Origin of the sequence: Pseudomonas atacamensis (assembly GCF_017167965.1) — a bacterium.
GTDB lineage: Bacteria > Pseudomonadota > Gammaproteobacteria > Pseudomonadales > Pseudomonadaceae > Aquipseudomonas > Aquipseudomonas atacamensis.
The window spans coordinates 1-25,359 of record NZ_CP070504.1 but is presented as its reverse complement, the minus strand read 5'-3'; the positions used below and the strand labels follow the sequence as shown (position 1 = coordinate 25,359).

The following is a 25,359-nucleotide window of genomic DNA, read 5'->3' as shown; positions in this document are numbered from 1 at the left end:
GCTTACTTGGAAATGACGATCAGGCGGGCGTTTGCGCTGGTTTGCGCCAGCAAAGAGTTGTCCTTGAAAGTGCCACCTTCCAAGGTTTCGACTTCGGCGCCGTGAGTGCCAAGCCATTCGCGGAACTCGACTGCTTTTTGATCCTGGCCGAAAAACACGCCCTCCCCTGCGATCGCTACCAGGCGCCCGCCTCCGGCCAGCATGGTGTAGGCGCGCATGATGTGCGCGGCGTCCTGACGTTTGCTGAACGGTGGGTTCATCAAAATAGCCTCATAGGGCTGATCAGGCGTGAAGGCATCGAAGTCGGTGGCCACCACGTTGTATCCCTTGGCCGTGAGAATGTCGCGCAGCTGGCTGGAAATCTCGATCACGTCGACCACACCGCCGTCAGCCTTCGCGGCATCCGCCAGATTGCCGTTGCCGGCGCTCGGCTCAAGTACTCGAGTGTCCTTGGTGATGTGCGCCATCCGCGCCATGCGCTGCGCGACGTGGGCAGGCGTTGGAAAGAAGTCGATGCCGACCTTCTGGCCGATGATTGCCCGCTCAGCCTTTTTCACTGGATCCTCTTGCACGCGCTCAGCGAGGTGCGGCAACAGCTCCCGTACTGCCTCCTGCAGCGTTACGGTGTTTGTCACACCCATGCGCGCCAGTCGTTCGGCGCGCGCCAGGCTTTCCATCGGATCCTTCAAGTCCCAGCTTTCGCCCACAGTTTTCAGCACTGCGGCGGCTTTGCGCGTGATAGCGGCCGTATCGTCATTCAAGGTGATGCGCTCAGGCCCTCCCCCGATTTTGGTCAGTGCGGCGATCAATCGGCTATTGCCCGTCGGCGCCTTCTTGGCGATGGTCAGCGCTGCATTTTTGTAGCGGTTCGACCAGGCCACCGGCTGCGGGAACGACAGGTTTTTAATGTCGTTCTCATCGAATGGCCGGCCTTTGCGCGATTGTTGCTCACCGTAGGTCAGGTGTCTGTCCGTCTCGTATTGCGCCTGGCGCATCGAGCTTTGCAGCTGATCGAGCTGGGCCCGACTGGTCAGGTTCGCCAGCATGCCGGCGGCGCCAACCTCAATTGCGTCGGCGATGTTGTTCAACGTGTCGCCCGCGGCCTTGTCTTGAGACGCCTTTTCGATGGCGCTGGCGGCCATGCCGGCGCGCCTGGCGGTGTTCGTGTTGCGATCGGCGCTCATGCCAGCCTCACCACTGGACACTGCTTTGTCGGCGACCGTGCGCAGCTTTTGCACCTGGCTCGCCAGCGCCTGTAGGCGGCGCTCTTCGGCCTGACGCTCTGCGGTGGCTTGCCGTTCTGCCTGCTGCTCGGCTGACAGCACCACAGGCGCGGCCGCGGCCGGAATGTGCGCCGTCTCCTCGCTCAGGTACTTTTCGCGAATGAAATAGCCGCCGTTCATCTTCCAGGTGTACGGATCGATTGCCTTGGCTTCGGCCAGCGAAAGGTCGGTGCGGATGATTCCGCGCAGCACCTTTTCGCGCTTGGTGGTGTATTCAATGATTTCCGGCTGCTGAGTGGGTGCCGGGGCTGCAGACTCTTCAGTTATCGGCTGGTGCGGCTCAGCTGCTGGTACTGGCGCTGGCGGCGTAGCGGCCTCCTCTGCCTCACGGATGACGATGTAACGCCCCAGCCGCATGCGCTCGGTTGCCGTTTCCCGGGCTCCCTCGTTGGCCACCGCGGCCGACGTGCGCCGCCCATCACCACTTAGCTCGTTCTTTCCAGCGGCTTGCAGGCTGACGATATCGCCGCCCATCCGTTCGTACAGGTTGCGCAGCTCCTGCAGCGCCAAGTGTCCGTACTGGCGCCGCATCTGCTCGGTTTCTTCGGCGTCGGCCTTGGCATCACGCTCAGCACGGGTCAGGACAGTGCCCGGCTTGGCGGTGGCGTAGGTATCACTGGCGCGCTCGATGGCGTCGGTTTTGCTCGGCGCGGTGAAGTAGCTGGCGGCCTCAGCGGAGTACTTGTATTTCCACTGCTCGCCCCAGCGGTAGAGCAGGCCGACGCCCAGCAGCACAGCTTCGTCGATGATCGGATTGCCCTTCGCCGTCATGCCGGTTTGCGGGGCCTCAACAACTTCCGGCATCACCGCGATTTCACGCGCTTTAACGATCAGATCGTCAAAGTCTGTCCCGGTGATGCGCACCCCTGTTTTGCGATCCGCGCCCAAGTACTTGAGCGTGAGCCCCAGCAGGTCTTTTTCCATTCGCACCCATTGGCCGATCGGCGTAGTGCCGATCTTGCGGGATACCACGGCTTGGTTGTGCCGGTGTTCATAGCTCAACGTGTCCAGCCAACTGATGAAAGCCGTGGCCAGCGCCGTCTGTTGCGCCACCATGTTCTCGTAACCAGGTGCGCTCTCAGGCATGTCCGGCCGGGCGAAAATAGGGTTGGTCAGCTCATCAAAGCCCGCCCGGGTCAGAAAGCCTTTCCCGTCGGCAGTCGCCAGCACCCACACCGTTCCGAGGCTGCCGGCACGATAACTGCGCCGCACGTACCCTTGAGCCTTGGCGGCCTGTAAGCGCTCAACCATGGCGGCCGCACGATCGGCGCCGGGATCCTTCTCACCGTTGATCGTGACCGACGCCGTGAACGCCAGGCGCTGAATGTCGCCCTGGTAGTACCAGATCGCCGAGTCTGCTTTGCTGTCTTTGGCTGACGACTTGATGGCGCCAGCTGGAGTAAGCGCGTCGACGGCGCTGATGATGTGCGGTTTGTTGTTGGCCACGCCGATCCGACGCAACAGCGCCGCTTCGATGGCCTGCGCCTTTTCGCGGTCGGCGATGGCGGTACGGGCCGCCATGTCCCGATCGAGCGCAGCCAGCACCTTCGGCGTCATGGCGCCCGCGTTGATAAGCCGCTCATATTGCGCCACGTCAGCCTTGGCGGCCTCCAGCTCAGTCAATAGCGGATCAGCCGGCGGCGCGGCTTCTGGTGTGGCCACAGGGGCGCCAAGCATGGCTCGCAACTCCAGGCCGCGCGCGCTGGCGCGTACCTGGTCAATAGGATTGAGTGTGCCGGCGCTCAGCTGCTCACGCACCTGCAGCAGCTCGGCACTGAAACGTGCGCGCTCGATCGGGGAAAGCAAGTTCCCCGCTGACAAATCAGTCATGGAACACCCCAAAAATGGAATCCAACAGTGCGGTATTGTTCATTGCGTTCTCAAACGCTTTCTCTTCGCGCAGGGTCTTGAACACCTGGTCAAACGCTTTGTTGATGTGGGCGCGCTCCTCCCCTTCCGGATACGGTTTAAACGGCGTGCCCAGCTCAGGCAGGTAGTGATATTTGTTGTCGGCCAGACAGCTCAGGTAGTCGTTCTGGCGGCCGCTCTCGGCCAACTTGTCCTCCAGATAGCTCTGGAACGCCCGGGCGGCCATTTCGTGGAATTCCGACCAGTACTTACCCGTCTTGCCATCGTCCAGCTTCTGCGCTTCCAGGTAGAAGTTCGAAACGGTGGTGCCGGACTTGGCCACGGCCTCGGTAGCGCCCTCTGGGGAGTAGTACGCCGCGGCAATCTGGCGCCACTGCTTTTTCTGCTTGAGTGAGCGCGGCAGGGTCTGGCCCTGAAACGCCTTGTCGACCGCCAGCACCGCGTCGTCGAGATTGCCGGCTTGCTTGACCGCCAACGCCACACCGCGCAGCACGCGCGCGCCGTCCAGGTTGTAAATGGCTGTCTCGCGGCTGTTCGGCGCGAGCTTGATGGTCTCGGTCAGTCGCTCGGTACCGCTGGTTAGCGCAAGCTTGAGCTTGGCGAACGCCGTGCGGATAGCGCCCTCTGGCATCAGCTCAGGGGTATGGCTGGCCCATTCGTCCTTCGCCCCCTCAGCGCCGCGCAGCAGGCTTGGCAGGATGTTGTCGAGGGCGTGATACACCTCATGGCCGAAACTGCCGCCGCCGTTCATCTTGGTAATGTTGATTGCGCGCTCGATCGGCTCGTAGTGGGCCCGGGCTGCGCCCTTACCGCCCACGCCCCGGGCGCCAAACGCCACAGACAGCCGGCCACCGAAGCCGAGAACGCTTTCGTCGATCCCCAGCATGTCGGCCATGTCCATCATGGCGCCCGCGCTCTGCTCCACATGCCATTTGGCGCTGGCGAAGTCTTCAAGTACCCAGTTGCCGGACTGCACTGCGCGGAAGTTACACAGACGCTCCAGATCCGCCGTGGACGCGATCGCCACCGGCCGGCCGCCCTTTCGTTCGAAGTTCTCAACCACCTTGAGCGCGAAGGTGATGCGCCGCTGACTGGCGCGCTTCACGGGCGGCGCCTTCTCCTTTTCCGCCCAATCCCACGTCTTCGGCTCGCCGGCACGCGCGTTGGCCACATGGCCGGCAAAGGTGTCGGAGCCGCGCAGCTTGCGGTACATGGTCGCCTTGATGAACCGTTCGCCCAGGGACATCCACGCTTGCGCCTCGGGGCTCTTCTGATTCCGCGCCCGGGCCACGTCGGTGATTGTCCGCTGCTCGCCAGCCAGCGCCACGCGCTGCGCACGAATGGACTCGCGTTCCTCTTTGGTGGCAGCCAGCTCATCAGCCCACGCTTTGCTGGTGCTGGCTGCGAGCGCCTTGGCCTCGGCTACTGTTTCTTCATGCTTGGATTCGACCTTCCAGCCACGCTTTAGCCTGTTTTCGAAATCGTGCTGCGCCTTCCACAGCGCGCTCTGGGCCGCATTGGACGCCTGATAGAGCGCATCCTTGGCCTTGTCGATCACCTGCGCCCGCGCGGCCAGCTCACGCAATTGAGTGCCGATATCGGCAAAGCGTCCAGACTCTTCGGAGTTCAGGCGCACGCCGGTCAGCTCATCACTGATTTCAGTGATAACGCTGGTGACTTCCTCGACGGACTTGGCGCCCTCCAGGCGCGTGCGGATGGTTTCGATGCCCAGCGCGTAGCTTTTGCGCGACTGCGGGGTGTCCTCTGCCGGCATTGGCGCGATCGAGGCGTACACACGGTCAATGAGGTAGCCCACCTCGGGCGGCATGCCTGCGGTTTTGAGGTCTGCCCAATCCACCTGGCCGAACAAGTTGGACTTTTTGATCAACTCGCGCGCTTGGCGCGGGTTCTCTTCGACCGCTTTGAAGTCGATATCGGACGAACGCAGCATCTGCCCGGACTCGCGCGCCAGCTTGATCGTGTTGGCGGCCTGCTCCTTGCGGCTTCCGGAAATGTAGCCGGTGTCCTTGTAGCGATAGTTCTCGCTGTTCGGGTCATCGCTCAGCCCGTCGTCTGGGGCATCGAGGTCGGCCGCTTGGGCATCGTTTTGGGTTGCCGGCGCCCCAGCGGTGTCCCCGCCCAGCTTGGCGTAGATATCCAACGCCTCAGTGGTGGCGCGGACGGCTTGAATGTTGTGCAGCGTGCCGCTTTGCAGCTGCTCGCGGAGCTGTAGAAGCCTGGCGCTGAGCCGGGCTGTCTCGATGGGGGTAAGTGCCATGTCTATGGGCCTGCAATGGTAAGCAAGCCCACATTTTGAAGCCTCGAAAACGGCTTATTCGGCGGTGCTTTGCGGGCGCCGCACGAACACGTAGCCGGCCATGAACTGTTGAATGGTCATCAGCTCGCTGTCGTCGGTACCGGCCGCCTGAATCTCGACGTCTACGCCGCGCAGTGATTCGTGGTCTGCGACGTCCAGCGTATTCAACACCCACTCACGGCGCTGATGAACCAACGTAAATCGAGGGTTCTCGGTGAAGACGTCGCCTCGCTTCCAGTTGATCGGCTTGGTCATATCCGGCTTTTCGCAGGGCTTGACGGGCTCAATCGCTGCCGGCGGCGCGGCGCTGGGCAGCTCCTCGATCACTACTGGCAGCTCAATCACCGGCAGCAGCTCGATATCCGCAAAACTCTTGCACGCGGCGACTCCCAGACACGCACCGTCGGCGGGGGTTGGAATCGTGGCCCCCTCCCCGATCGCAACGCACTGCAGACCCAAGCCTTCAAGGCTACGGTTCAACTCAGCCAGTAGCTGGGGCCGCTTCTCACCGTCGATCACCAGCACTTTGCGCGCCTCTTGCACCTGACGGTCAAGCACCAGCAGATCCCGCACCACTTCATCACCACCACGCACCTCTACCGGCTCACACATACCGCGCTCCAAAAAGTCATTGATACGCGCCCCATGGCGCTGACCTGCATTGTTTCTCAGCTGCCGGGGGCGTCTTGGGGCCGCCTTTGCGCCGGATTGGCGCCAGCCCAATAAGAAAGGCCCGCACTGGGCGGGCCTCGATGGGTCAGGCTGCTTGTCTCGCCTGATGCGGCCGCTTGGTCACGGCGCCGGATTTGGTCAGTGATGCCTGATATTGCTCAACCTCATCGCGGATCACCTCCAGCTCTGTGCAGGTGTATGCCATTTCAACCTTGCCGGCCGGAGCGAGACTGTAGGTGATGGGCTCATTGGTCTTTCGGCGCACACCATGCAAGCGGATCCGCCCGGTGTCGGTCGTTTCGATCTGCAGGACGGGCGCGCTCGCTTTCACACTACCCACGGGGAACCACACCATATCCCCCAGCTTGATTTCGGCCGCGGGACGTATGAGCCGATCGCGCATGTAATCGCGTGCAGCCTTGCCGCGGCGGGTCAGCTGCTGGCCGCTTCCAGAGCATGGATGGCATTTGAATGACGCTGTGTCATTAATGGTTACGCGGCCTGTGCCCTTGCAGCGAGCGCATTGTTTTGTTTCGAAACGTGGGGCAAATGGATTTCCGTTCGACATGATTTTTCTCTGGCTGAGATTGATTTCCCTAATCGCACATCACTGCGCAAGCCTTGTAGCTCCGTGGCTTTAAGCAGCCCCTATAGATTGCATAACTTGCGCAAGTTACGCAAGTGACGCTTGTTACATCACTTATGCGTATTGTGTAGCTTGCACACGGCGAACACCGTGCGTAACTTGAATAAGCGGCGCAACGTGCGCAAATGACAGGCATTGCGTAACTGGCGCAATCCGAATAACTTGGCGAGCAGGAACATTTCCGAGGGGGAATTTATGATCTTTGTACTGGGCGGGCCAAAGGGCGGTGTCGGCAAAAGCTGTCTTTGTGAAAACCTGACGGTATGGGTAAACCATCAAGGAGGCGACGTCGCCCTGGTGGACGCTGACCCACAACGCACCAGCTACCTCTGGGCGGCGGAACGGGAAAACAACCTTTCTCAATCGGCACCAGGTCGCGTTATTCCGCGCTTCACCGTTCAGGGCAATATCCGCGAATGGTTGAAAGAAGCCGCCAAGCGCTATGACCACATCGTCGTCGACACGGGCGGTTTCGACTCTGAATCGCTGCGATCGGCGATGACCGTAGCCGACGTGATGCTTATTCCGTTCCGCCCCAAGCGCCGCGACCTCAAAACGCTGCCTGACGTTGCCGAACTGGTGAAGCTGGCCACCTCGGTCAACCCAGACCTGCAGGTGCGGGCGATCATCACGCAATGCCCGTCACTACCGAGCCAGGTGCAGCGCATCTTCGACGCCAAGGCCGCATGTGCCGACTTTGGCCTTACCACTCTCAACGCCGTTACCATGGCGCGTAACGTGTACGACGATGCCGACGAAAACGGCCTCAGCGTGCTTGAGAGTGACGACGAAAAGGCGATTGAAGAAATCAACGCCATCGCAGCAGAACTTTGGGGGGATCGAAAATGGCGGGCCTGAAAGGCTTAACAAGGGCAGATGCTGACACTCGGAACGAGTTGGCCAGCAAGTCCAACGATGAAGCGGCCGCAGCCTTTATCGGTTCGGCGCCGGTAAGGTCAGCGCCAGCGGAACCGCGCACGCCAGAGCCGGCGCTTACCAAAAAGAAGAAGGGCACAGGGCCAAAATTTGTTCGCACCAACTTCTCTTTGGACGCCAAAAGCATCAAGCAAATCGACAAGCTTGAGCTGTACCCGCGCACCTTCAAGGTGACCCGTAGCGACGTTGTGCGGGCGGGACTTCTCGCCCTTGAGTCCATGGAAAAAAAGGCAGCGATCGAGCTGCTGGCCAAGGTTTCCGGGGCTGATCCTGACGAACAAGATCAACAAGGCGAGTAAGTTGCGCAAGTGATGTAATGCACACAACTTAAAGCAGTTGCTCGCGTTATACCCCTTGTGGCTGTTGCGCCACACACACAAGCGCCACCGCTTGCGCAACACGTACAAAAAAGCCCCGGGTCGCACAAGCGCCCGGGGCTTTTCATTGCCGATCAGAAAGCGCCAGCGGTGGCCTTCAATGCGTAGTCACGGTAAGCGTCGGATGCCTCGGCGAACAAGTCTTTCAACTCGCCTTCACCCCAGCCCGCGTAGATCCGTTCCAGCTCTACAAGTACTTCGGCGGGCGTCCCGATGTTCTCGGCGCCGGCAATGAGCGTGTCCAGGTAGGCTTTGGCTTGCTGCAACTTTTCATCCTCATCAGGTAGCGGCGGTTCCGCGGTGACCGGTTCAGGCACAGGCGCTGCCGGTGGGGCAGGGGGCTGCTGCGTCTCAAGCGACTTTAACTGAGCCTCCAGCTCTTCACCATAGACCCGCGAGTTGGTGACGTCGGCGATACCGCCGCTTTCGATGATGCCCTCGCAGATCGCAATGCTACGGTGCAGGTACGTCAGCGCCTGGTGCTTCGTCCCGCCCGGCCCGACGATAGCCTTCGGCGCCTTCTGACCCGCTTCCACCAGCACCAGGTCGGACTGATCGCCCTGCAGTTTCGCCCGAACGACAGTCAGGCTACGGCCGGCCAGTTCGCCCGCGTTCACCTTGTCCATGAACTCGCTTTCGGACAGCGGAGCGCCGCCCAGGGCAATGATCTTCTGTTTGGTTTCCTCGGCCTGCGCCAGCGCTTGCGTCACGAACTGATTCGGGCCTGGCTTGGGCGGTGGTGTGAATTCAGGCTCAGGATCTGCGGCCGCGGCCGCCACCACCGCCTCACCGGCTTTCTGCGGCGGCGTCTGATCTGCGTAAAGCTGACGCACAAGCTCTTCCTTGTCGCTGGCCATACCGCGCGCGCCGCTGAAATCCATTTCGGTGATAGCTGCGATCGCAAAAATCACGTCTTCCTCCCAGCGCTCGAAATCCTTGTCATCTTCGGCGGGAGTAGATTTCAGCGGAGCCTCTGTAGGCTCGCTGGAGGCGTTTGGCTCCGCAACCGATGGCGAGGGCAGGGCCTGCGCCTTCTTTTGCTCCAGTTTTGCCGTCAGCTCGACGATTTGCTGATCCAGCGACTCCAGTTCAGCGGCTTTAGCATCGTTGGCCTTTTTCAGCTCCTCGATCTTGGCGTCACGCTCGGCCTTGCTGCTGTTCGCCTGGAGGAACTTGGCGCTGTTCTTCTGGATCAGCCCCATGATGCGGCGCGCCACCTCCCGCGGGTTCAGATCCTGACCGCGCTCCGGAGCGACCGTAATGGTTACGTCTTTCTTGTTCTGCACCCATTTCCAGCTCACCAGCTCATCGCTGGCAGTCAGCCGATCGGGCGTGCTGTCAGGGTTGTGGAAGAACACCGAAACGGTCTGGCCATCGTCCATGGTGAACAGCATGGCCACCTGCGTGGTGCCGCGGTTCTTGAATGGCTTGGTCACTTCAACGCCGACAGGCTTCACGCCTTGCGCGGCGTTCTGCATCACCTTGAGCAGCTGGCCAGCCTTACGCTCGAACTGCTTGAATTCGATAACCATCGCATCGAGCATTTCGCCGCCCTGCAGCGATTCGTTGATATCCGCCAGAGTGGCGCTATCAAACAACAGCCCCTCCGGATCTTGCCGGCGAATGTCGTTGAGGACGTCCATCAGCGAGGCCCCCACCGGCTGGCGCTGGGCATCCCAGCTCACTAATACGTCCGTCATGCTCACTGCCTCACTGCTGATTAAATCGCCTGGCTGTAGCGCCTTGGTCAGGTCGCCGTGCTTGAGCCAGTACTTGAACTGCTGAATGCTGCACGGGGTCAGGCTGCCCAGCCCCGTCCAACCTCTCTCATAACTGTTGATGTACGCCGTGCGCGCCGACTCTTCGTCGGCAAAGCCCAGCAGCACTTTGTGTTCGTCAAAGGCGCCGTCCTTGTTCTGCTGATTCACCACGAACACGGCGCGACTCTCGGGCATGGGCCCAACGAACACGTCGACCGCATCACCGTCGGCGCCCTTGGTGCCGTTGATGTAGCCGTAATGGGCCATACAGAGAACCGACCATGGGACGCCATCCTGTTTGCCGCGCCGAGACTGGAACATGGGCGTCTCGATCGTCACAGGCATGCCGTGCAGGCGCGTGGCGCCCTTGGCGTAGTTGCCGGCGCGGATCTGTTCAGGGGTGGGCGAGGGCGCATTGCTGCCCACACCGAAAGCGCCAGCATGGGCAGCGCCTTGTAGGTTCGAAAAGGAATCAGCCATTGGCTCACCGCTCCGTTGAAAGCGCCACGATAGCGCCCCCAGAGAGCCCGATTCCGCGGGGCTTTCCGCTCAAACGCCGCCCACAAAAAAGGGCGCCGTCTGGCGCCCTCTCGGGTGTATCTGTTCATTCCGCGGCGGGTAGGCTGTCTGCGGCCTGCTGACGACGCTCGACGGCCAGCTTCATGTAGCGGATCGCCTTTTCCAGCGCCGTCACCGCCCAGTCAGGGCAGGGCGAGGAGCTTGGCTTGTCAGGATCGTTTAGCCACGATCGCACAGTGCGCGCACCGCAGGGGCGCATGGTCACGGCGGAAATCAGGCCGTGACACTCTTTCTGCTTGATACCGTTCGCCTTCAACAACTCCCGAAAACGCTCTCGATTGTCCATCGGTTCCCCACAAATCAAAAAGAGGCAATCTTGCCTGTTGCCTTGTAGAGGCAACATTGCCTCTTTTCGTTATTCGTCTGCCGCGGCGTCGTCTTCTGGCTCAATTTTCGGCCACGGCTGAGCCCGGATCAGGTCATTCAGGACGTCCGACGGGGTTTTGTTCCGATCGGCGGCGAGCATTTTGAGCTTGCGATTCAACTGCTGCTCCAGCTGGGCGTTAAAGCGTTGAATCTCGACCTTCTTGGGTGGGCGGCCGGCTTTTTTGGAATCAGACATATGTAACCTAAGTCAGGAGATAGTCGCGTTGCGCACAAAGGCGCGTAAAACATCATAGCGCAGTGAGCATCTTAGCGCCTAGACGCTACCGCGATCGTCTCCACAATGACAGCCGCGCACAAAAAACCCCGCGTGAGCGGGGCTGTTACCGGTTCAGCGCTACAGGGTTGCAACGTGCGGCGCTGATTCAGGACACGGATGATCGTCAGGCAATGCCGGCCATGCTTTCTCATCCACCATCTGGCAGTAAAACGCCGCATCGGCAACCGCCTGTTCGTAATCCCCTTTGCCGGTAAACCCGACACCGAACGCCACGAACGCTGATACCAGGAAAATGGCCGCCGGTACCTTCAATCCACTCAACGTAAGCTTGGTCGTACTCATCGCTTGTGATCCTTTGCCGTAATGTCAGACCTTTGACAACACGAAAATTATCATTCCGTTGTATTTATGTAAATACACAGAACAGCGATTTATTGTTTTTATGTATTCAACCGAGGCGCGAACATGAAAATACTGGTATCGATCGGCGGTTACGGCGGGGCGGGCGCGGAGCCCATCACACTATTTGCAAACCGGGACGAAGCCACGGGCGTGCTGGTGGTGCTGAAACAGCACGAATACACCGAATCCCCGAAACCCGGGCATGCCTTCGTGACGAACATGAAACTGGCGGACTACGATTGCCTGTTCAAGGAGGAGCATTTGGGCGAGGCGATTCGGGCCTATAAGGAGGCTCAGGGCATGGACATGATCGTCCTGGCACCGGAAGCGCAAAAGTACGCTCCCAGAATCCAGACTGACGGCATCGATACGCAGGGCCAGAAGTACCGGCTGCACGAAAACATGAGCAACGGCGAACTGGCGGTGTTGGCGCTGACGCACTTCATGTCACGTCAGCGGGCGATATCGGCCACCACGGGGGCGGCCGACAAGCTGTTCAGCATGTACGAGATATTTTCGGTTTAGTCGTCGCCGGCAGCGTAAAGCTCGCCGTAGATATCGTAACCAGCATCGTCCAGCGCGCTCTGGCCGCTTGGGGTGACGATGTAGAGCCCTTCGGCCGTTTCTACCAGCCCCAGCGCCAGTACCTGCGCCAGCGCGTCCTGATCCTTGATATCACTGTCCTCAGCGGCCGAGGCCTTGGCGATGTTCACCAGCTCGGCCAGGCCCGCGTCGGTCAGCTCGCCACCGGCACTGTCCAACATGGCGATCGCCGTGCGGAACGACATGGCCAAACTGCGCTCCAGCCTGGCCTGATCCAGATTGCCTTCCGCTTCATTGATCGGCGCGTTGTTCTCTACCACCTCAAGGGCTTGCTGCAGCTGCGCGATCGCGCCAGCCGTAGCCAGGCTATCCATCAGCGCCGGATCTGCCTGGACAATCTCCCGGGCCGCCACGTAGGCGCCAGCCAACAGCATGACCGGGGCTTGGTGGGCGCTCAGATCCGTCACAAAGGCCGGGCGCTGGCCACTGTCGAGCATTGCCTCGCCACCCGCCGCCACCGACAGCGCTTCGATGTTGTGCAGCATGGCGTACAGCTGATCAGCGTCGGTTGCCTGGATAGGCACAGCCAATGTGTAGTGTTCGGGCGTTGCGGCAACCACCACGGCATCGAGCATGGTCACATCGTCGCCCTCGGCCAGATAGATCGAAACCTTGTCCCGCACCTGGTAGGCCGCCGGCAGCTCGATCGGCTCGGCCGCGTCAACGAATGCCTGATCAACCATCTGGAAACCTTGCCAGCAACGCGGCTCAGGCTGTAGGACAGCTGGCGGCGCCGGCACTGCATCGAGCATGGCCGCGCATGCCCGGCCCTTGTCGTTGAGGACGTTCGCGCCCTTGTCGGTGTAGCGATCGATCAAACCGAGGTCGACCAGCGTGTCACGGCCCACTTTGCTCGGCACGTCGCCATCCTCGAGCACCTGGCCATCGGCCTTGACCAGCTTCGCCAGCACATCGCGGGCTGCGTCATCCAGATCGACAGGCTGAGCCGGCGCCGAATCAGTCATGGCGCCCAGCTGCTGCACCAGATCCGCCACCTTCGCGCGGCGCTCTGCCAGATCCGTGTCCAATTGCGCCGATCGCTCGGTAAGCGCGTCGGCGATCTTCTTGCGCGGCGTGGTCATTCCCGGCGGAATCTCCACCTTGATGCGGCTTTGGGCCTTCTGGAACGCTGCCTGATTCTTCTCAGCCATCGCGGCAATCTCGACCACAGCCTTCGGCACGTCGTCATGCGCGCGAATCGGCATTTCCTTTTTGTTCAGCAGCACCTGGTAGATATCGCCGGTCGTGGTGACGTTGAGCGTGACGATTTGGCCGCTGGCCAGCGTTAGATGGGCTTGGCGATAGGTGATATTGCTCGAGCGCTTTGGCTTCTGGACGAACTCGGTGCCAATCACCGGCTGCCCGGCGCGGATCATCAGTTGGCTGATCTGCTTGAGCGCCTTGTCGGCAGCCTGCGCACTGGAGAAATCGAGAGTATTGGTTGCTGGCATGACTGCCCCCATTGGTTGATTGCAGCCGCCATTGTCCTATGCGGCTGCGTGCACCTTCGGGGGTGGGTTTACGTCGGTCGCGGCTCGCTGGTAGGCGTGCCCGGCGCCGTGCTGGTGTGTGGGTGATGCTGAACACTGATCTTGTCGCTGGTGATATCGCCACCGGTTTGCGTAACTGGGCCTTTGATCGTGTGGGCGCTGGCCATGCTCGCCAGCATGTCGCCGGTCAGCTTTACCTGTGTGCCGCCCACGTTTAGCGCTATCTCGGTACCGGCGTTGATTGTGAACACCTGGTCGGCGTTCAACTCGAAGTTGTCGTGGTTGAAGCGCCGCATACCGACCACGTTGCCCGTGCGCGGGTTGCGAGAGCCCATAATCACCGGGTACCGCGCATCGCCGTTGTGAAACGCCACCCACACGGGCTGGCCGATGGGTATGCGGATTTCGGTATTGGTCGAATCGTCGCCGATCGGGTAGTTGATTTCGGCAATGGGCCACTCGCTGGCGCCGTCGGTGTGGGGCGGAACCTCTACCCGCACCTCTCTGGCTTCTCGATCGACCTCACGCACCCACGCGGCGTACAAATCACAAGGCATTGACCAAACTCCCTACCCACAGACGGCTACGGCTCTGCTGGCCATCGTCTGAGTTATCGAATGAATGCGCCGCGGTGATGACCACCAGGTTCTCCCCAGCCACGCGCAGGACGTCGCCGGCATTGATGTGCTGGCAGATGGCTGAATCGATCGTGCGGCTTCGGATAATCACGCTGCTGGCGTTGCGCAGCTGGCGCACGTCGCCGCGCGGCATATACGCAATGCAGCGGTTTTGCCCCATCTGGCCGGTAACGATCGCGCCAGCATCGTCGACGGTGTAATACGACGGCACGTCCTGCAGTTCCAGGAACTCGCTAGATATCTTGGCGCTGCTGTCCACCGTGCCCAGATCGTCTACGGGCGCCTGCTTGCTCATATCGGTCAGGCGCATGGCGTGGATCGCCTTGCCACGCAGCACCAGCGCCGCGCCTTCCTCCTGCAGCACCTGCGCCAGCGCATAGCTGGGGGTGCGCCCGCGGAAGCACGCGAACCGAGGCACCACGAAGTCGTTGGCCACGTCCGTGTAGGCGCCACAGGCGCGATAGAGGCCGCCGAACGTCGTGCCGTAGCTCACCACCGCGGAACTGACCGCCCGGGCGATGCCGGCGCAGCTCTTGAGCAGTGCCGTCACCTTCATGGCCTGCTGCTGATCCTTACCCTGGATCTGCCCGAGTGCCGGCGCCCGGTCGACCTTTACGATTTCGTAGGCGAGGTTTTCCCGGCCGGCCCATACCGATACGCCCTTCACCAGCTTCTGCTGGACGCCATCGACGATCTTGCAGGTGAACTCAAGCGATCGAGGCACCGGCACCAGGTCAGAACGGCCTGTCCAGTTGAGCATAATGTCGCTGGGGAGCAGGTCGCCCCCGTCACGCAGATAGACGTTCATCGGGTGCGATCCCAGAGACGAATACCGTCTTCGGTCGCGTGGGCGACTTGCTGGTACGAACCAACAAGCGGGAAGCCCGGCGGGTTACGGTCGGTGCCGTCGTTCGGCTCACCGGCTTTCGGGGCGTCGAAGAACGGAACCGTGCATTTGAGCGTGAAGTCGGCGGCGAAAATCTTCACGTTCTTGGCGTCGGTCTTGACGTCCATCCAGTCGATTCGATTGGTTTCCTGAGTGATCGGCATCCGCACCCGGTACTGACCGAACTCATACGGCGCCGACAGGTAGCGGTTGTGCGGTTCCGCCACAAACGACGACAGCTGAGCGGCGAGGCTCTGCGCGGTACCGCCCTCGCTGCCGATAATCACCACCTGCACCCGACGATCCTGCATAACGTGCTTGTACCCGTACCAGGAACCGCCTTCCTCGATCTGCGCCAGGCGCCGGCTGATCTGCTGACCACCCCAGTCGCCGCCGGTCGTGATGAAATTGGTGTCGATGGCCATCAGCACGATCGGGAACAGAGTGCTTTTGCCCGGCGGGCCGTTCTCGTTCTTGCGGTACGCCGTCAGCATGGCTTCCGCTTCGTCGATCATGCGGGACGGTACCCACTTCACAGACTCGCGGAATGGACGTTCCAGAAAGGCTTTCACGCCTTTCGTGTCGATGTAGTCCGCATAGATGCCGTTGAACCACCGCTGCATGTATTCGCCGAAGCCAATACAGATTTGATCGAAACTGCCGTTTAGAGGCCTGCTCATACTTTCCCTCAAAACTATGCCGGCAAAGTGCCGGCATAGTATCCCCGTACATTTTCACGCCGCTATCCGGCTGTGTTTTGGTGCTACTACCGCTGAATCACAGCAGTACTTCGCCGTCGACCAGCCACGTCGGCGCTACAGGACGATGATCCACCAGCGGGAACTCTTCGCCTTGAGGCCATTTGCGCAGTTCTTGGCGATACGCCTGCAGCTCGGTGTACTGCTCGGCGGTCAGCGTGGTGGCGCCACCGGCTTCCACTTCGTCGCGGTGGCGTGACACCACGCCGTCGGTTTCTGCAAGGCGCAGATCGCGCCAAGCTCGCTCCCTGGCTGCCAGCACGTCAGGGCTTGGTGGGGGCCGTTCGCCCAACACAGGGCGCCCGGATTGATCAGCAGCGATGACCATCCCGGCAGATTGCCCGTCCATGAGCGCGCGATGCGTCTCAAGGGAGACTTTAACGCAGTCTTCGGGGATGGCATCGTTAATAGCGACGTCATAGAAGCCAAGTTTTTTTGCACTGAAAAAGATCATTTTTAATACCCCCACACGCGCCAGTAAACGATGGGATTAACAGAAACTGTTGGCCCCGAATTCGCGTTTACAAAAATGGTGCTCAGGCTAGTGCCGTTCTTTCTTGCACCCGCAAGACAGAATTCCGCAGCCCCCGCTGCCGCCGAATTTGGCACCGAGGCTAAGAGCCCAAGAATCCCGTTGGGGAAAGCGGTGGGAAGGACAACGGTCTGCTCGCCGTTGTCTTGCACAGTCACAGCGCCCCATTGCTCGATAAGTCCCGATGGGAGTTTCTGGTATCCGTTTGTTAAGGCGGACAAGGTGAACTCGGTGGAATACTTGAGCGCTGCAACCCCCTCCTCAAGCACCCAGGTCGATTCACCACACGTAATTACAGCGTTTGACCCTGACGGGATAGTGATGCTGTTCAGGGTTTTAGAGAGGGCTACGATGACATCCGTCCCCCAGCGACTAACCACGATCTCGCCGCCCGATACGTTTTGAATGTAAAACTTCGATCCAGCAGTGTTTAGGTTCCACTGCGACAGTGTCAAAGTCCCCGGAACGCTGGCCACGATGCGGCGGCCAGCCATCGTCGGCGCAATAACTGCGGTCGCCGTGGTGATGTTGGTTTGGCCGCTAAAATTGCCCTGCGCACGCGCGACAAATGCTGTGCTCGCCAAGGAGTCATCAGCGGTACCAACTGGTTGGGTTGGGCCGTTCGGACGCTCCTTGAATTGCAGAACGTAGTCCTGCACCAACTGATCGTTTAGAGCGAGTACGCTTGCTCTGCTCATTCGGCACCGCCTTCAACGGTTGTAGTGTTGGAGTCTGGCCAGCCCTCGGCCAGCATTTCGTTGCGGTACGTTCCTGCCGCAATCATTTCCAGCAGCGCTTTCTCACGGTCAAAGCAAGCCTGGACGTGCGCGCGCACCGCTTTGGCAATGACAATGATCTGTTCGGCACCGATTTCGACGAAACCGGTCGCGGTTTTGAAGTTGCATCGGTATTCCGGATCGAGGACAGCAGACAACCCGGTGCTGGCGATCAGCGCCTGGCTGTCGCGAGTGGTTTCAATGGCCAACCCTTCAACCGTGACGCCTGTGCCCTCCCGGCTGAACCGCTCGGCGGCAACAACTTCGGCCAATGGCTCAGGCATCACTACGGGCAAATCCGGCGGCGAGAACTGCCAATCGCCATCCACAACCGCTGCTTTCCAGCCGAGTGCTGGCGTTACATCCGGCGGCACCAGCGCCCAAGTGAAGACCGGCGGGTACATCTTCGAAATATCGCCATCAGTGGTCTTCAGCTCGCGAATCGTCCCGTCATAAACAAATGCGTAAGTGTTCAAGCGTATTCCTCCACAATCACCACACCTTTAGAACCGTTCGCGCCCTGTTTGGCTGGGCTATTGGCCGCGGCATGAACACCACTTGCGCCCGCACCAAAACCAGAGCCAGGTTGCGCGGTGCTAGTTGCGTGCCCGCCAGATCCAAAGGGCGAACCGCCTCCCACACCGGGTAGAACTGAGTTGGCAACAGACATGCCGCCCTCACCACAGGTACCGGCGCTGTTAATCACGCTTCCACCCCAAGCGACAGGCCCGGGCACTCCGGCCCCCCACAAAGCAGAACTCGTCGTAGCTACGGTGTTGGGCACCGTTGAACCGCCGCCTCCTGGGCATCCCATGAGCGGGCCAAATGACGTCATGCCCCCGGCTTGACCGCTGGCGCCAGCAGCGCCGCCTAGCCCACCTTCGCCAATCGTGACCGTAACGCCCAACCCGATTTCATCGGCGGTAAACCATCCCTCCGCCCAACTACCTGACGCCGCACCGCCGCTGGCCGAGTTGCTGGCTGATCCGGTAGGAGGTGTGCCAGCACTACCGCCGCCCCCGCCAATAGCACGGACTCGCACGAATTTCATGCCCGGTGTAGGCACGTATTGCGACGTGGCTTTGATGGTTTGCTTTCCAACCAATCGACCGCTACGCGCAGCCAACTCGGCTATGTCGATCGTTCCCTGATTGACCGGTGTGTTCCATGCCTTGATGCACCACATAACGGCGATGTTTCGAGGCCGGGAACGCATAAAATCGACACCGGCATAAGCCGTTCCAGGTGTTTGCACGCCGTCCATGCTTAGCGAGACTGTAGCCGTTGCGGTTGCCAACACTGTGATCGACTCGGGAACAGCCGGAGCGGTGTCATATTCCAACCCGAGAACTCGCACATGCGCCGCGTTGTTCATGTTCGGCACAGGCAGGTTTTGCCCATCGCCGTCACCGTATGTTGCCGTGCCTACCTGCCAACTACCCAAAGTCCGGCCCGCATCGACACCGCGCCCGTGATCCCAGCCACGTAGGAACTCACCGCGAGTTTCAGGCAGGCGCGTAGAATCCGCCGGGTCACCGGCAATGTTGTATTTCTTGTTGAGGTACGTGGCCAGGTCGGGATAGAGCGCGTCCAGAAACAGGCTGCCATCCGCTTCCAGGTAGCCAGGCGGAACCACGCCAGCCGGAAATGGCATCAGAGCGCCCACCGGTACCGCCGATTTCATTTTCTCCAGCTCGGCGGCCAGCGCGGCGACGTCGATCTGCCCCTGATTGACTGGGGCGATCCAGGCTTTGATGCACCACATCACCGCCAAGCTGCGGGGGCGGGTTTCCGACTCGGCGCTTTGGTTGTAGGTTCTTACCCCCCCAATAGTCAACGTGTCGTTGTCTCCCCCGAAAGTTGCACGCGTTGCCCAGTCAGCGGCCCCATCTTTCAGCACCGCTACCGGGATGTCTCCCATCGGATCGTAAACCTGCCCCCCGCCTGAACCCGTTGGCAACTTGTGAAAGTGAGCCCTTGTAGAGTCGGCGGCCCAGCTACCAATCGCCCGCCCGGCATCAACACCGCGCCCATGATCCCAGCCACGCAGGAACTCGCCCCGCGAGTCCGGTAGACGAAAGTTACCTGCGCCCTCATCGCCCTTGTTGAACGCTGTGCCAAGGTACGCCGCCAGATCCGGATAGGTGGCGATGCTCTTCACGCTGCCATCCAGCTCCAAGTAGCCAAGCGGGACAATGCCCTTCGGTACCGGCAGCATCGCGCCCACAGGCATCCCCGACGCCGTTTTCATCAGCGCATCAACTTCGGCCTTGGTGTAGCCATCGGCAACCTTGAACGACTTGAAGGACAGAATCACCAGATCGTCATCAACGTTGCAGGGATCGGTGACGGTAATTTTCGAGCCGTCCACGGCCGACACGTAATCGAAGATTTCGCGGCCATTACGCAGGACGATGATGCTGCCTGGTACGTGCGGGGCGGGGAAGTCCTTCTGTGCCACCGAAGCCTTGAAGGCGAAACGCTCGAACGTTTTGCCGCTGCCTACGCCGCCCCCCAGCTGGAAGCTGGCGCCGTCGTAGTTGAGGTCGTAGAGGGAGCCGACTTTGATATCGCCCGCGTCCAGCTCGATCAGACCAGCATCCCCGCCCCGCTTCACCGCCTTGACGCCAAGCCCCTCGATATCGACGGTTACAGGGCCGGTGTTGTTGGCAGTTGCCACGAACTGGAAGCGCTGAAACTTGGACAGCGCCATCAATTCAGACTCAGGCGCGTCTAGCGCCAGCACCAGCGCGTTGGCGGAACTGCCAGCGGCATGCACAAGGCCCATCAGCGGCCCGGCGTCCTTCGCTACGTCCGCACGCAGCAGATACTGAGGGTGGGCATAGGGATCGCCTTCATGCGTCGCCAGAGCAGCCAAGGCCGCGCTTTCGTTTGGATCGACGATAAAGCTGATGCTGTTGGCGGGCACCTGGGCAAATGCCAAGTCGCAGAACAGCACATAGGTGACGCCATCGGTCTTGTAGGAGGCGATGACAGACGGGTCAGCGTCTGACCAGACGAACACCAGGACGTCGCCCGACCAAAAGCCAATCTCTGCGATCGGCACCTGGCCAACGTTTTCCTTCCACGAACAACTCATACGCAGTTGATACGGCGTCGGGCGACTGCCCCCGGCCAGCGGAACACGGCTACCGATCGGATCGACCAGCGCCGTTTCGTTGCCGGCGGGATCGTAGTGCGCTCGGCCGAACGTCACGCCATCAATAAGCAGTTCAATCCCGGTGTTGGCAGCGTTGAACGCGGCCGCTTGGCCGGCCAACGTCATCGTCGGATTGATAATTACAGGATTTGCCATAAAGCCCCCGGCGGTTATTTATGGCAAAGCGTACAGACGAAAAAACGCCCTATTTTCGGAAGGTTTGCATGTCCAGACGCCGGCCGGGGCTGAACACGACGCTGGCGGCGCCCGAAGTGATCGCGGGCCCGACCGTGACCGAACTGTGAATGGGTGGCTGCTGGTAGAGCGCGGTACCGACAGCCCTGGCCACGTTGAAGCCGTAGGCAAAGAAGACGATCGGAATATTCAGCCTTACCCGGCGCGCGGCACGCAGCTCCAGCACGAACCGCGCCGCCACGGCCGTGCGTGCGGCCTTCAAGATCCGCTCCGGAACAATCTCTGTCTCAATGTCGACGCGCAGGCGACTGGTCAGGAAGTAGTCCGCCTCCTTTTCGCCGGCCGCCTGCATTTCGGCCTCGCTCATCACGTCGACCGGATATTGTCCGGCCTTCCTGCACCACAGCTGATCGATCGTGAACACCGGCCCGAACAGGGCGCGCAGGTAGGCATTGAGGAACGCGGTACCGCGCTGAGGGTTCTTGTAGCGCCACGCATGGTAGAGGTAGCGAATCTGGTCAAAGGTCGTGGTACGCAGAACCGCCAGCCCGTCGCCGGCAATCCCGCGCTCGATCAGTGACGCCGGCCCGATATGGGGCATGCCGTAAAGCGCCAGCTCATCAACCTTATCGTTGACGCCCTGACCGTAGAGATTCAGAAACAGCGCTTTGCATTCTTGCTCAACCTCATCGTAGGCCGCGCTGCGCTTGAGGGGGATCAGCTCCATCAGCTGACCTCCTGTGCGGTAATCACAAGGCTTTCTTCGGTGATGTAGCGGAAATGCTCCGGCAGGATCTTCAACGCCGCGCCGATCTCGATGACTTGCAGGTTCGACACCCGCTCACGCAGCACAGGCATGGCCGCCTTGAGCTGGTCGTGAATGTCCTTTTCCAGAATCTTGGCCTCGCCACGCTTCGCCCACGCCGATTCCTTGCCGTATTCCTTGAGCATCACAGCCCGGGCCTGCTGGATCGCCTCGCCGCTGTCATAGACGGCCGGAATCGACAGCACCAGGTGTAACGGCACCTCGATATCCACCACGTCGACGAACTTGTACCGGTAACTGTCATCGGCACGCTTGAGGATTGTGGTGATCTGCGATTTGAGGATGGCCGGCGTGGTGCCGTCCTTACGCGCCGCGATGAACAGCCTGTTGATGTTGTCTAGACTCGCTTCGTCGCGCGCTTCCTCCTCGCGGGCTTCGTTCCAGATGCTGAGGAACGTCAGCGGGCTGATGCCTTTACGCACCACGTAGTCGAAGTTCGAGAGGAACACCGCGCTGTTGTCGTAGATGCCCGGGTAGGAACAGACCTCGCGCATGGTGTCGATATCCATGGGCGCAGCGCCGGCCTGCGAGACTTCGGCCAGCTCCAGGGTGACTTTCGCGTCTTGCACACCGGTTGCGTACTCAAAGGCGAACTTCATGCCCACAGACAGCGAAATGGCGCCCTCGGTGTCCTGAATGGTGATGGCCAGCGTCTCGCCCACCGCTGGCTGATACCCCGCCAGCCCGGCCACACCGAATTGCAGGCTTAGTTCACGCAGCTCGTTGGATTTGATGTTGTAGACGCGATCGGCCTCCTCAGTGTTGGCGAAGTCCGTCGAGTACTTGAAGCCCGTCACCAGCACGTTGGCGATATAGCCCACGTCAGGCTCTGGCAGGTCGACCGAGTAGAACGGGCGATAGGCCGCCACAGAGTGCGACAGCGTGCGCGTGGTGATCTGCTTGGCTGTCACAGAGCCCACAGCGCCGGCAGCCACCACAGCGCCAGCCATCACCACCCAATAGCGGCCTTGCTGATCCTGAAGCGTCCGGCCGGAGACGATGCGCAGCACCGCGGTCGAAGCGTTCGTAACCTTGATGGTGCCGATCGAGGGCGTAGCAAAGGGCAAGATGCCCTTTACCGCCGCATCCGCCAGCACCGTCACGTCGCGGGCCTTGATGTAGGTTTCGCCGGCAGTCAGCTCCACCTGGTTATCCAACTCGGCCAGGATCGCGCATTGCGCGGCGAGGATCTGCATCACCATCGGGTCGCCAATCTGGTAGCGCGCCGAAATCGTGGGGTAGTTGGTCATTTCGTTGACAGCCAGCTGCATCCACTGATCTTTAGTACGGGCCACGCTTTACCTCCCCAATATCAGCCAGGCTCAAGCTGGAGCCGTTGATTTCGATAAAAATGCTTTTGCGGTCGATGCCTTTGTTTTCGGCATACATGTTGATCGTGCCCATGGGGAGCGCCTGCAACACCGGAATGTCTACGCGCATCTTGGCCAGAAAGGCGTCAGCGATCGGAGAATTCATTGGTTTCTGCAGCAGCTCCAGCAACGGCGCGCCATAAGTGGAGCCGTGGTAGCTGTTCGGCGAGGTGGCCAGCCAGTGGCCGATCATCCGGAAGAGCAGATCCACGTTTAATTCGTCATCCATAAAGCACCGTGAGCGGTCTATTGATCGAATGATGACAAATAAAAACCGCCGCATTGCGCGACGGTTTCCGTGGTTTCCGGTTGCGGTTACAACCGCTGCATTCCAATCCCGCCGTTGGCGGCGTGGGCAATCTGGCGATCCTCCAGGTTCTGCGTGAGCGGGATCATCATCTTGCCCTGCGCCGCACTGCTGTCCTTGCCACCCGCAACGTTCGGCTTGGTGACTTGCGGGGTGCTAGGAATGCTGGTCTTGCCGGCATCCGCTGCCGGCGCCGTGTAACTCGGCGTCACCAAATTCGGCATGCTGGCGGGTGCTGCAGAGGCCACACGCATGGCTGCTCCTGGTGGAGCGCTCCCCGGGGCCCCGGCGCTGGCGCTGGTCGGGGACATAGCCATGATGCCGACCGGCTGCACGCCCCCAGCAAGTGCCGGCGCCGCGCCTGGCGCGCCAGCAACAGCGGGTGACGCTCCGGCGGCCTTGATGGCAGCCATGGTGCCGGTAATTGCGCCGGAAGCGGCCGTTGGAGCGGCTACACGCACCTCATTCGCTTGGCGGGTTGGCGTCAGATCCCCGGCCTGAGCCTGTGCCAGATAGGTTTCGTTGTACTTCTTGGTGACGTCATCGAGCCCGTTGGTGCCGCCATTGGTCAGCTTGCGAGCCCGCACGACGTCGCCGGCACTGGCCGCCCGATCGGCGCCGGACGATTTCCAGTGTGCCACAGCGATTTTCGCTGAAATCTTCGGATCCATGGCCAGATCCGGGTTGTTCTCCAGGTCTACGCCGAGCTGCTTGCCCATGGCGGCGTATTGCGCGCGCCCAGTCAGCTGCAAACTGCCGCGGCCGCGGTACTTGAAGCCGTCGCCGGCCTCGGTGTTTCCCATCCGGCCGCCATACACCTTGTTGGCGATCGCTTCGGGGTTCTTCGCGTCCCGGGCGGCGTCTTCGGGGTTGCTGTAGTACTTGGGGAAAACCTCCTGCAGGCGCTTGGCCGAGTAGTTCAGATTCTCCTCTTTCTTGGTGAACCCACCCGATTCATGGTCGGCGTTGGCCATCAGCATCGCCTTCGACTTGGGATCGGTGATACCGCCCGCGTCCATGGCTTTGATCATTTCGTCCTTGGCGGCGTTGGAGCCGCCCGAGTAGCGCCCACCCGTGACGGTGTTCAGGACGTTCTGACCGGCATCCTTTACCGCGGTGACGCCGTTGCCGACGGATTCCTTCACCCCGTCGACCAGCTCGCCAGCTGCGTCCCACTTCTCTTTCGCCCAATCCGTGAGGCTGGAGAGCGCAGCGGCGCCCTTGCCCACCATGTCAGTCCATGCGCCCTTGAGGAAATCGAACGCGGCGGCCGCACCCTTGCCAACCATGTCCCCCAAACCGGTGAACGCGTCACTGACCATCGACACCAGCGAGCCCAGATCAACCGTCGACAGCCACTCGCCGACCTTGGTGCCAACATAGTCGCCCACCATGCCGCCCACGATCGCGCCAGCCGGGCCGCCGATCATCCCGCCGATGCCGCCCGCAATCCCGCCCACCGCGCCACCAACAGCGCCCCATTTCTCGGCCCGGGCCTGCTTTTTCTCATCAGGTGTCGCGTTCGGGTCATCCGCCGCCATGACAGTGCTGGCCGCCATCCCGAGGCCCAGCACCGCGCCAATGTATGGGATCTTTTTCAGCAGCCCCTTACCCATGCCGCCAGCGGCCCCGCCGGCCTTTCCGAAAAGGGACTTACCCAGATCCAGCCCTTTGCCAACAATGCCCTTGCGGCCGGCTTTCGCCGCCGATTTGGCCGCGGCCGCCTCAGCTGCCTTTGTTTTGCCGCCGACGCCGGCTGAACCGGTGCTGGCGCCCGCCGCGGATCCTGGCTTGGTGCGCGCCTCAACGCTACCAGGTGCGCCGGAGTAGTTCTTGCCGCCGGCATGCGGCGCACCAGCTGGCCCACGCCCACCCGACAGCTTGCTGCGACCACCGGCCCCGCCTCGCAGGCCCGCCAAACGTCCAGCGCCCTTGAGGAGGCCGCCCAGGGCTGCGATAGCGCGCATTGCGCCCAACATACGGCCCAGCGCCTTGATCGGCGCCAGCAACATCCCCAGCATCGACAGCAGGGCCGTACCGATAAGCCCCATACCGCCAGCTTTGCCGCCACCGCTGATGGCGCTGACGATACGGCGGTACCACTGAACGTTTTGCCGTTGGCGCTTTTCCTCTGGCGCCTGGCGTCGACCAAACAGGCGCCCGAGCGGCTTAAACATGGCCAACATGGGCGACACGATGCCGCCGACCTCTTTGGCCGCCTGTACTGTCGGATCGATGTTGTCCGCGCTGTTGCCCAGACCTTCGGCGGCGCCGCGCAACGATTCGGAAGCGGCGCCCATGGCCTGCGCAGCCCGACTCTCGCCGCCAGCAGATCCGCCACCAGGTGAATCATCACCAGAACCAAACCGGCCG

Annotated in this window: 23 protein-coding genes; 3 read left to right on the top strand and 20 right to left on the bottom strand. The window is 61.2% G+C overall.

Translation table 11 applies throughout. The features are described from left to right. Nucleotides 1-2: 2 nt before the first annotated feature. The 4 genes from JWU58_RS26760 to JWU58_RS26745 all read right to left on the bottom strand — a co-directional run bounded on the left by JWU58_RS26760 (nt 3) and on the right by JWU58_RS26745 (nt 6,709). A complete protein-coding gene (locus tag JWU58_RS26760) occupies nt 3-3,113 on the bottom strand; it encodes a class I SAM-dependent methyltransferase (RefSeq protein WP_206422244.1) in 3,111 nt (1,036 codons plus the stop codon). Next, on the bottom strand, nt 3,106-5,430 hold the full coding sequence (locus JWU58_RS26755) for an LPD1 domain-containing protein (protein WP_206422243.1): 2,325 nt from the start codon (nt 5,428-5,430) through the stop codon (nt 3,106-3,108). Before JWU58_RS26755 ends, JWU58_RS26760 begins: the two co-directional genes overlap by 8 nt. A gap of 54 nt (nt 5,431-5,484) precedes the next feature. Beyond that, the gene (locus tag JWU58_RS26750) at nt 5,485-6,081 is read right to left on the bottom strand and encodes a hypothetical protein (RefSeq protein WP_206422242.1); all 597 of its coding nucleotides are present in this window, start codon (nt 6,079-6,081) and stop codon (nt 5,485-5,487) included. Nucleotides 6,082-6,226: 145 nt separating this feature from the next. After that, nucleotides 6,227-6,709, bottom strand: coding sequence for a hypothetical protein (locus tag JWU58_RS26745; RefSeq protein ID WP_206422241.1), 483 nt, complete (start codon nt 6,707-6,709; stop codon nt 6,227-6,229). Between the two features lie 273 nt (nt 6,710-6,982). On the opposite strand from JWU58_RS26745, the gene JWU58_RS26740 reads away from it, so the two are divergent. Together JWU58_RS26740 and JWU58_RS26735 are read left to right on the top strand one after the other, a co-directional pair. Then, nucleotides 6,983-7,645, top strand: coding sequence for a division plane positioning ATPase MipZ (locus JWU58_RS26740; RefSeq protein ID WP_192096925.1), 663 nt, complete (start codon nt 6,983-6,985; stop codon nt 7,643-7,645). Further along, entirely contained in the window at nt 7,633-8,022 is a 390-nt protein-coding gene (locus tag JWU58_RS26735) for a hypothetical protein (protein WP_206422240.1), read from the top strand. The genes JWU58_RS26740 and JWU58_RS26735 overlap by 13 nt, the downstream gene beginning before the upstream one ends. A gap of 152 nt (nt 8,023-8,174) precedes the next feature. Here JWU58_RS26735 and JWU58_RS26730 read toward each other — a convergent pair whose 3' ends face one another. The 4 genes from JWU58_RS26730 to JWU58_RS26715 all read right to left on the bottom strand — a co-directional run bounded on the left by JWU58_RS26730 (nt 8,175) and on the right by JWU58_RS26715 (nt 11,385). Beyond that, nucleotides 8,175-10,340, bottom strand: coding sequence for a defense against restriction DarA-related protein (locus JWU58_RS26730; RefSeq protein WP_206422239.1), 2,166 nt, complete (start codon nt 10,338-10,340; stop codon nt 8,175-8,177). Between the two features lie 124 nt (nt 10,341-10,464). Further along, the gene (locus JWU58_RS26725) at nt 10,465-10,782 is read right to left on the bottom strand and encodes a hypothetical protein (RefSeq protein ID WP_206422238.1); all 318 of its coding nucleotides are present in this window, start codon (nt 10,780-10,782) and stop codon (nt 10,465-10,467) included. 12 nt (nt 10,783-10,794) lie between these two features. Beyond that, entirely contained in the window at nt 10,795-11,001 is a 207-nt protein-coding gene (locus JWU58_RS26720) for a hypothetical protein (protein ID WP_206422237.1), read from the bottom strand. Between the two features lie 159 nt (nt 11,002-11,160). Next, nucleotides 11,161-11,385: a hypothetical protein gene (locus JWU58_RS26715; RefSeq protein ID WP_206422236.1), complete on the bottom strand. Its 225-nt coding sequence runs from the start codon at nt 11,383-11,385 to the stop codon at nt 11,161-11,163. Nucleotides 11,386-11,508: 123 nt separating this feature from the next. On the opposite strand from JWU58_RS26715, the gene JWU58_RS26710 reads away from it, so the two are divergent. Continuing rightward, nucleotides 11,509-11,970, top strand: coding sequence for a hypothetical protein (locus tag JWU58_RS26710; protein WP_192096917.1), 462 nt, complete (start codon nt 11,509-11,511; stop codon nt 11,968-11,970). Here the strand turns inward: JWU58_RS26710 and JWU58_RS26705 are convergent. From JWU58_RS26705 to JWU58_RS26650, 12 genes are all read right to left on the bottom strand, one after another. After that, on the bottom strand, nt 11,967-13,499 hold the full coding sequence (locus JWU58_RS26705) for a defense against restriction DarA-related protein (protein ID WP_206422235.1): 1,533 nt from the start codon (nt 13,497-13,499) through the stop codon (nt 11,967-11,969). The genes JWU58_RS26710 and JWU58_RS26705 overlap by 4 nt on opposite strands. A 68-nt stretch (nt 13,500-13,567) precedes the next feature. Further along, nucleotides 13,568-14,095, bottom strand: coding sequence for a phage baseplate assembly protein V (locus JWU58_RS26700; protein WP_192096915.1), 528 nt, complete (start codon nt 14,093-14,095; stop codon nt 13,568-13,570). Then, nucleotides 14,085-14,984, bottom strand: coding sequence for a hypothetical protein (locus JWU58_RS26695; RefSeq protein WP_192096914.1), 900 nt, complete (start codon nt 14,982-14,984; stop codon nt 14,085-14,087). Before JWU58_RS26695 ends, JWU58_RS26700 begins: the two co-directional genes overlap by 11 nt. After that, nucleotides 14,981-15,742 (bottom strand): hypothetical protein, encoded by a 762-nt coding sequence (locus JWU58_RS26690; protein ID WP_206422234.1) that lies wholly within the window; start codon nt 15,740-15,742, stop codon nt 14,981-14,983. Before JWU58_RS26690 ends, JWU58_RS26695 begins: the two co-directional genes overlap by 4 nt. A gap of 97 nt (nt 15,743-15,839) precedes the next feature. Then, on the bottom strand, nt 15,840-16,274 hold the full coding sequence (locus tag JWU58_RS26685) for a phage tail assembly chaperone (protein WP_206422233.1): 435 nt from the start codon (nt 16,272-16,274) through the stop codon (nt 15,840-15,842). Nucleotides 16,275-16,276: 2 nt separating this feature from the next. Continuing rightward, complete coding sequence (locus tag JWU58_RS26680) at nt 16,277-17,050, bottom strand: gp53-like domain-containing protein (protein ID WP_206422232.1); 774 nt, start codon at nt 17,048-17,050, stop codon at nt 16,277-16,279. Next, nucleotides 17,047-17,604: a DUF4376 domain-containing protein gene (locus tag JWU58_RS26675; RefSeq protein ID WP_241196181.1), complete on the bottom strand. Its 558-nt coding sequence runs from the start codon at nt 17,602-17,604 to the stop codon at nt 17,047-17,049. Before JWU58_RS26675 ends, JWU58_RS26680 begins: the two co-directional genes overlap by 4 nt. After that, nucleotides 17,601-20,444: a phage tail protein gene (locus JWU58_RS26670; RefSeq protein ID WP_241196180.1), complete on the bottom strand. Its 2,844-nt coding sequence runs from the start codon at nt 20,442-20,444 to the stop codon at nt 17,601-17,603. Before JWU58_RS26670 ends, JWU58_RS26675 begins: the two co-directional genes overlap by 4 nt. A gap of 49 nt (nt 20,445-20,493) precedes the next feature. Beyond that, nucleotides 20,494-21,210, bottom strand: a complete 717-nt coding sequence (locus tag JWU58_RS26665; protein WP_206422231.1) for a hypothetical protein — start codon at nt 21,208-21,210, stop codon at nt 20,494-20,496. Next, complete coding sequence (locus JWU58_RS26660) at nt 21,210-22,604, bottom strand: hypothetical protein (RefSeq protein ID WP_206422230.1); 1,395 nt, start codon at nt 22,602-22,604, stop codon at nt 21,210-21,212. Before JWU58_RS26660 ends, JWU58_RS26665 begins: the two co-directional genes overlap by 1 nt. Beyond that, entirely contained in the window at nt 22,591-22,908 is a 318-nt protein-coding gene (locus JWU58_RS26655; RefSeq protein WP_192096907.1) for a hypothetical protein, read from the bottom strand. The genes JWU58_RS26660 and JWU58_RS26655 overlap by 14 nt, the downstream gene beginning before the upstream one ends. An 86-nt stretch (nt 22,909-22,994) precedes the next feature. After that, nucleotides 22,995-25,359 (bottom strand): glycoside hydrolase family 19 protein (locus JWU58_RS26650; protein ID WP_206422229.1); only part of this gene is annotated, 2,365 nt, incomplete at its 5' end.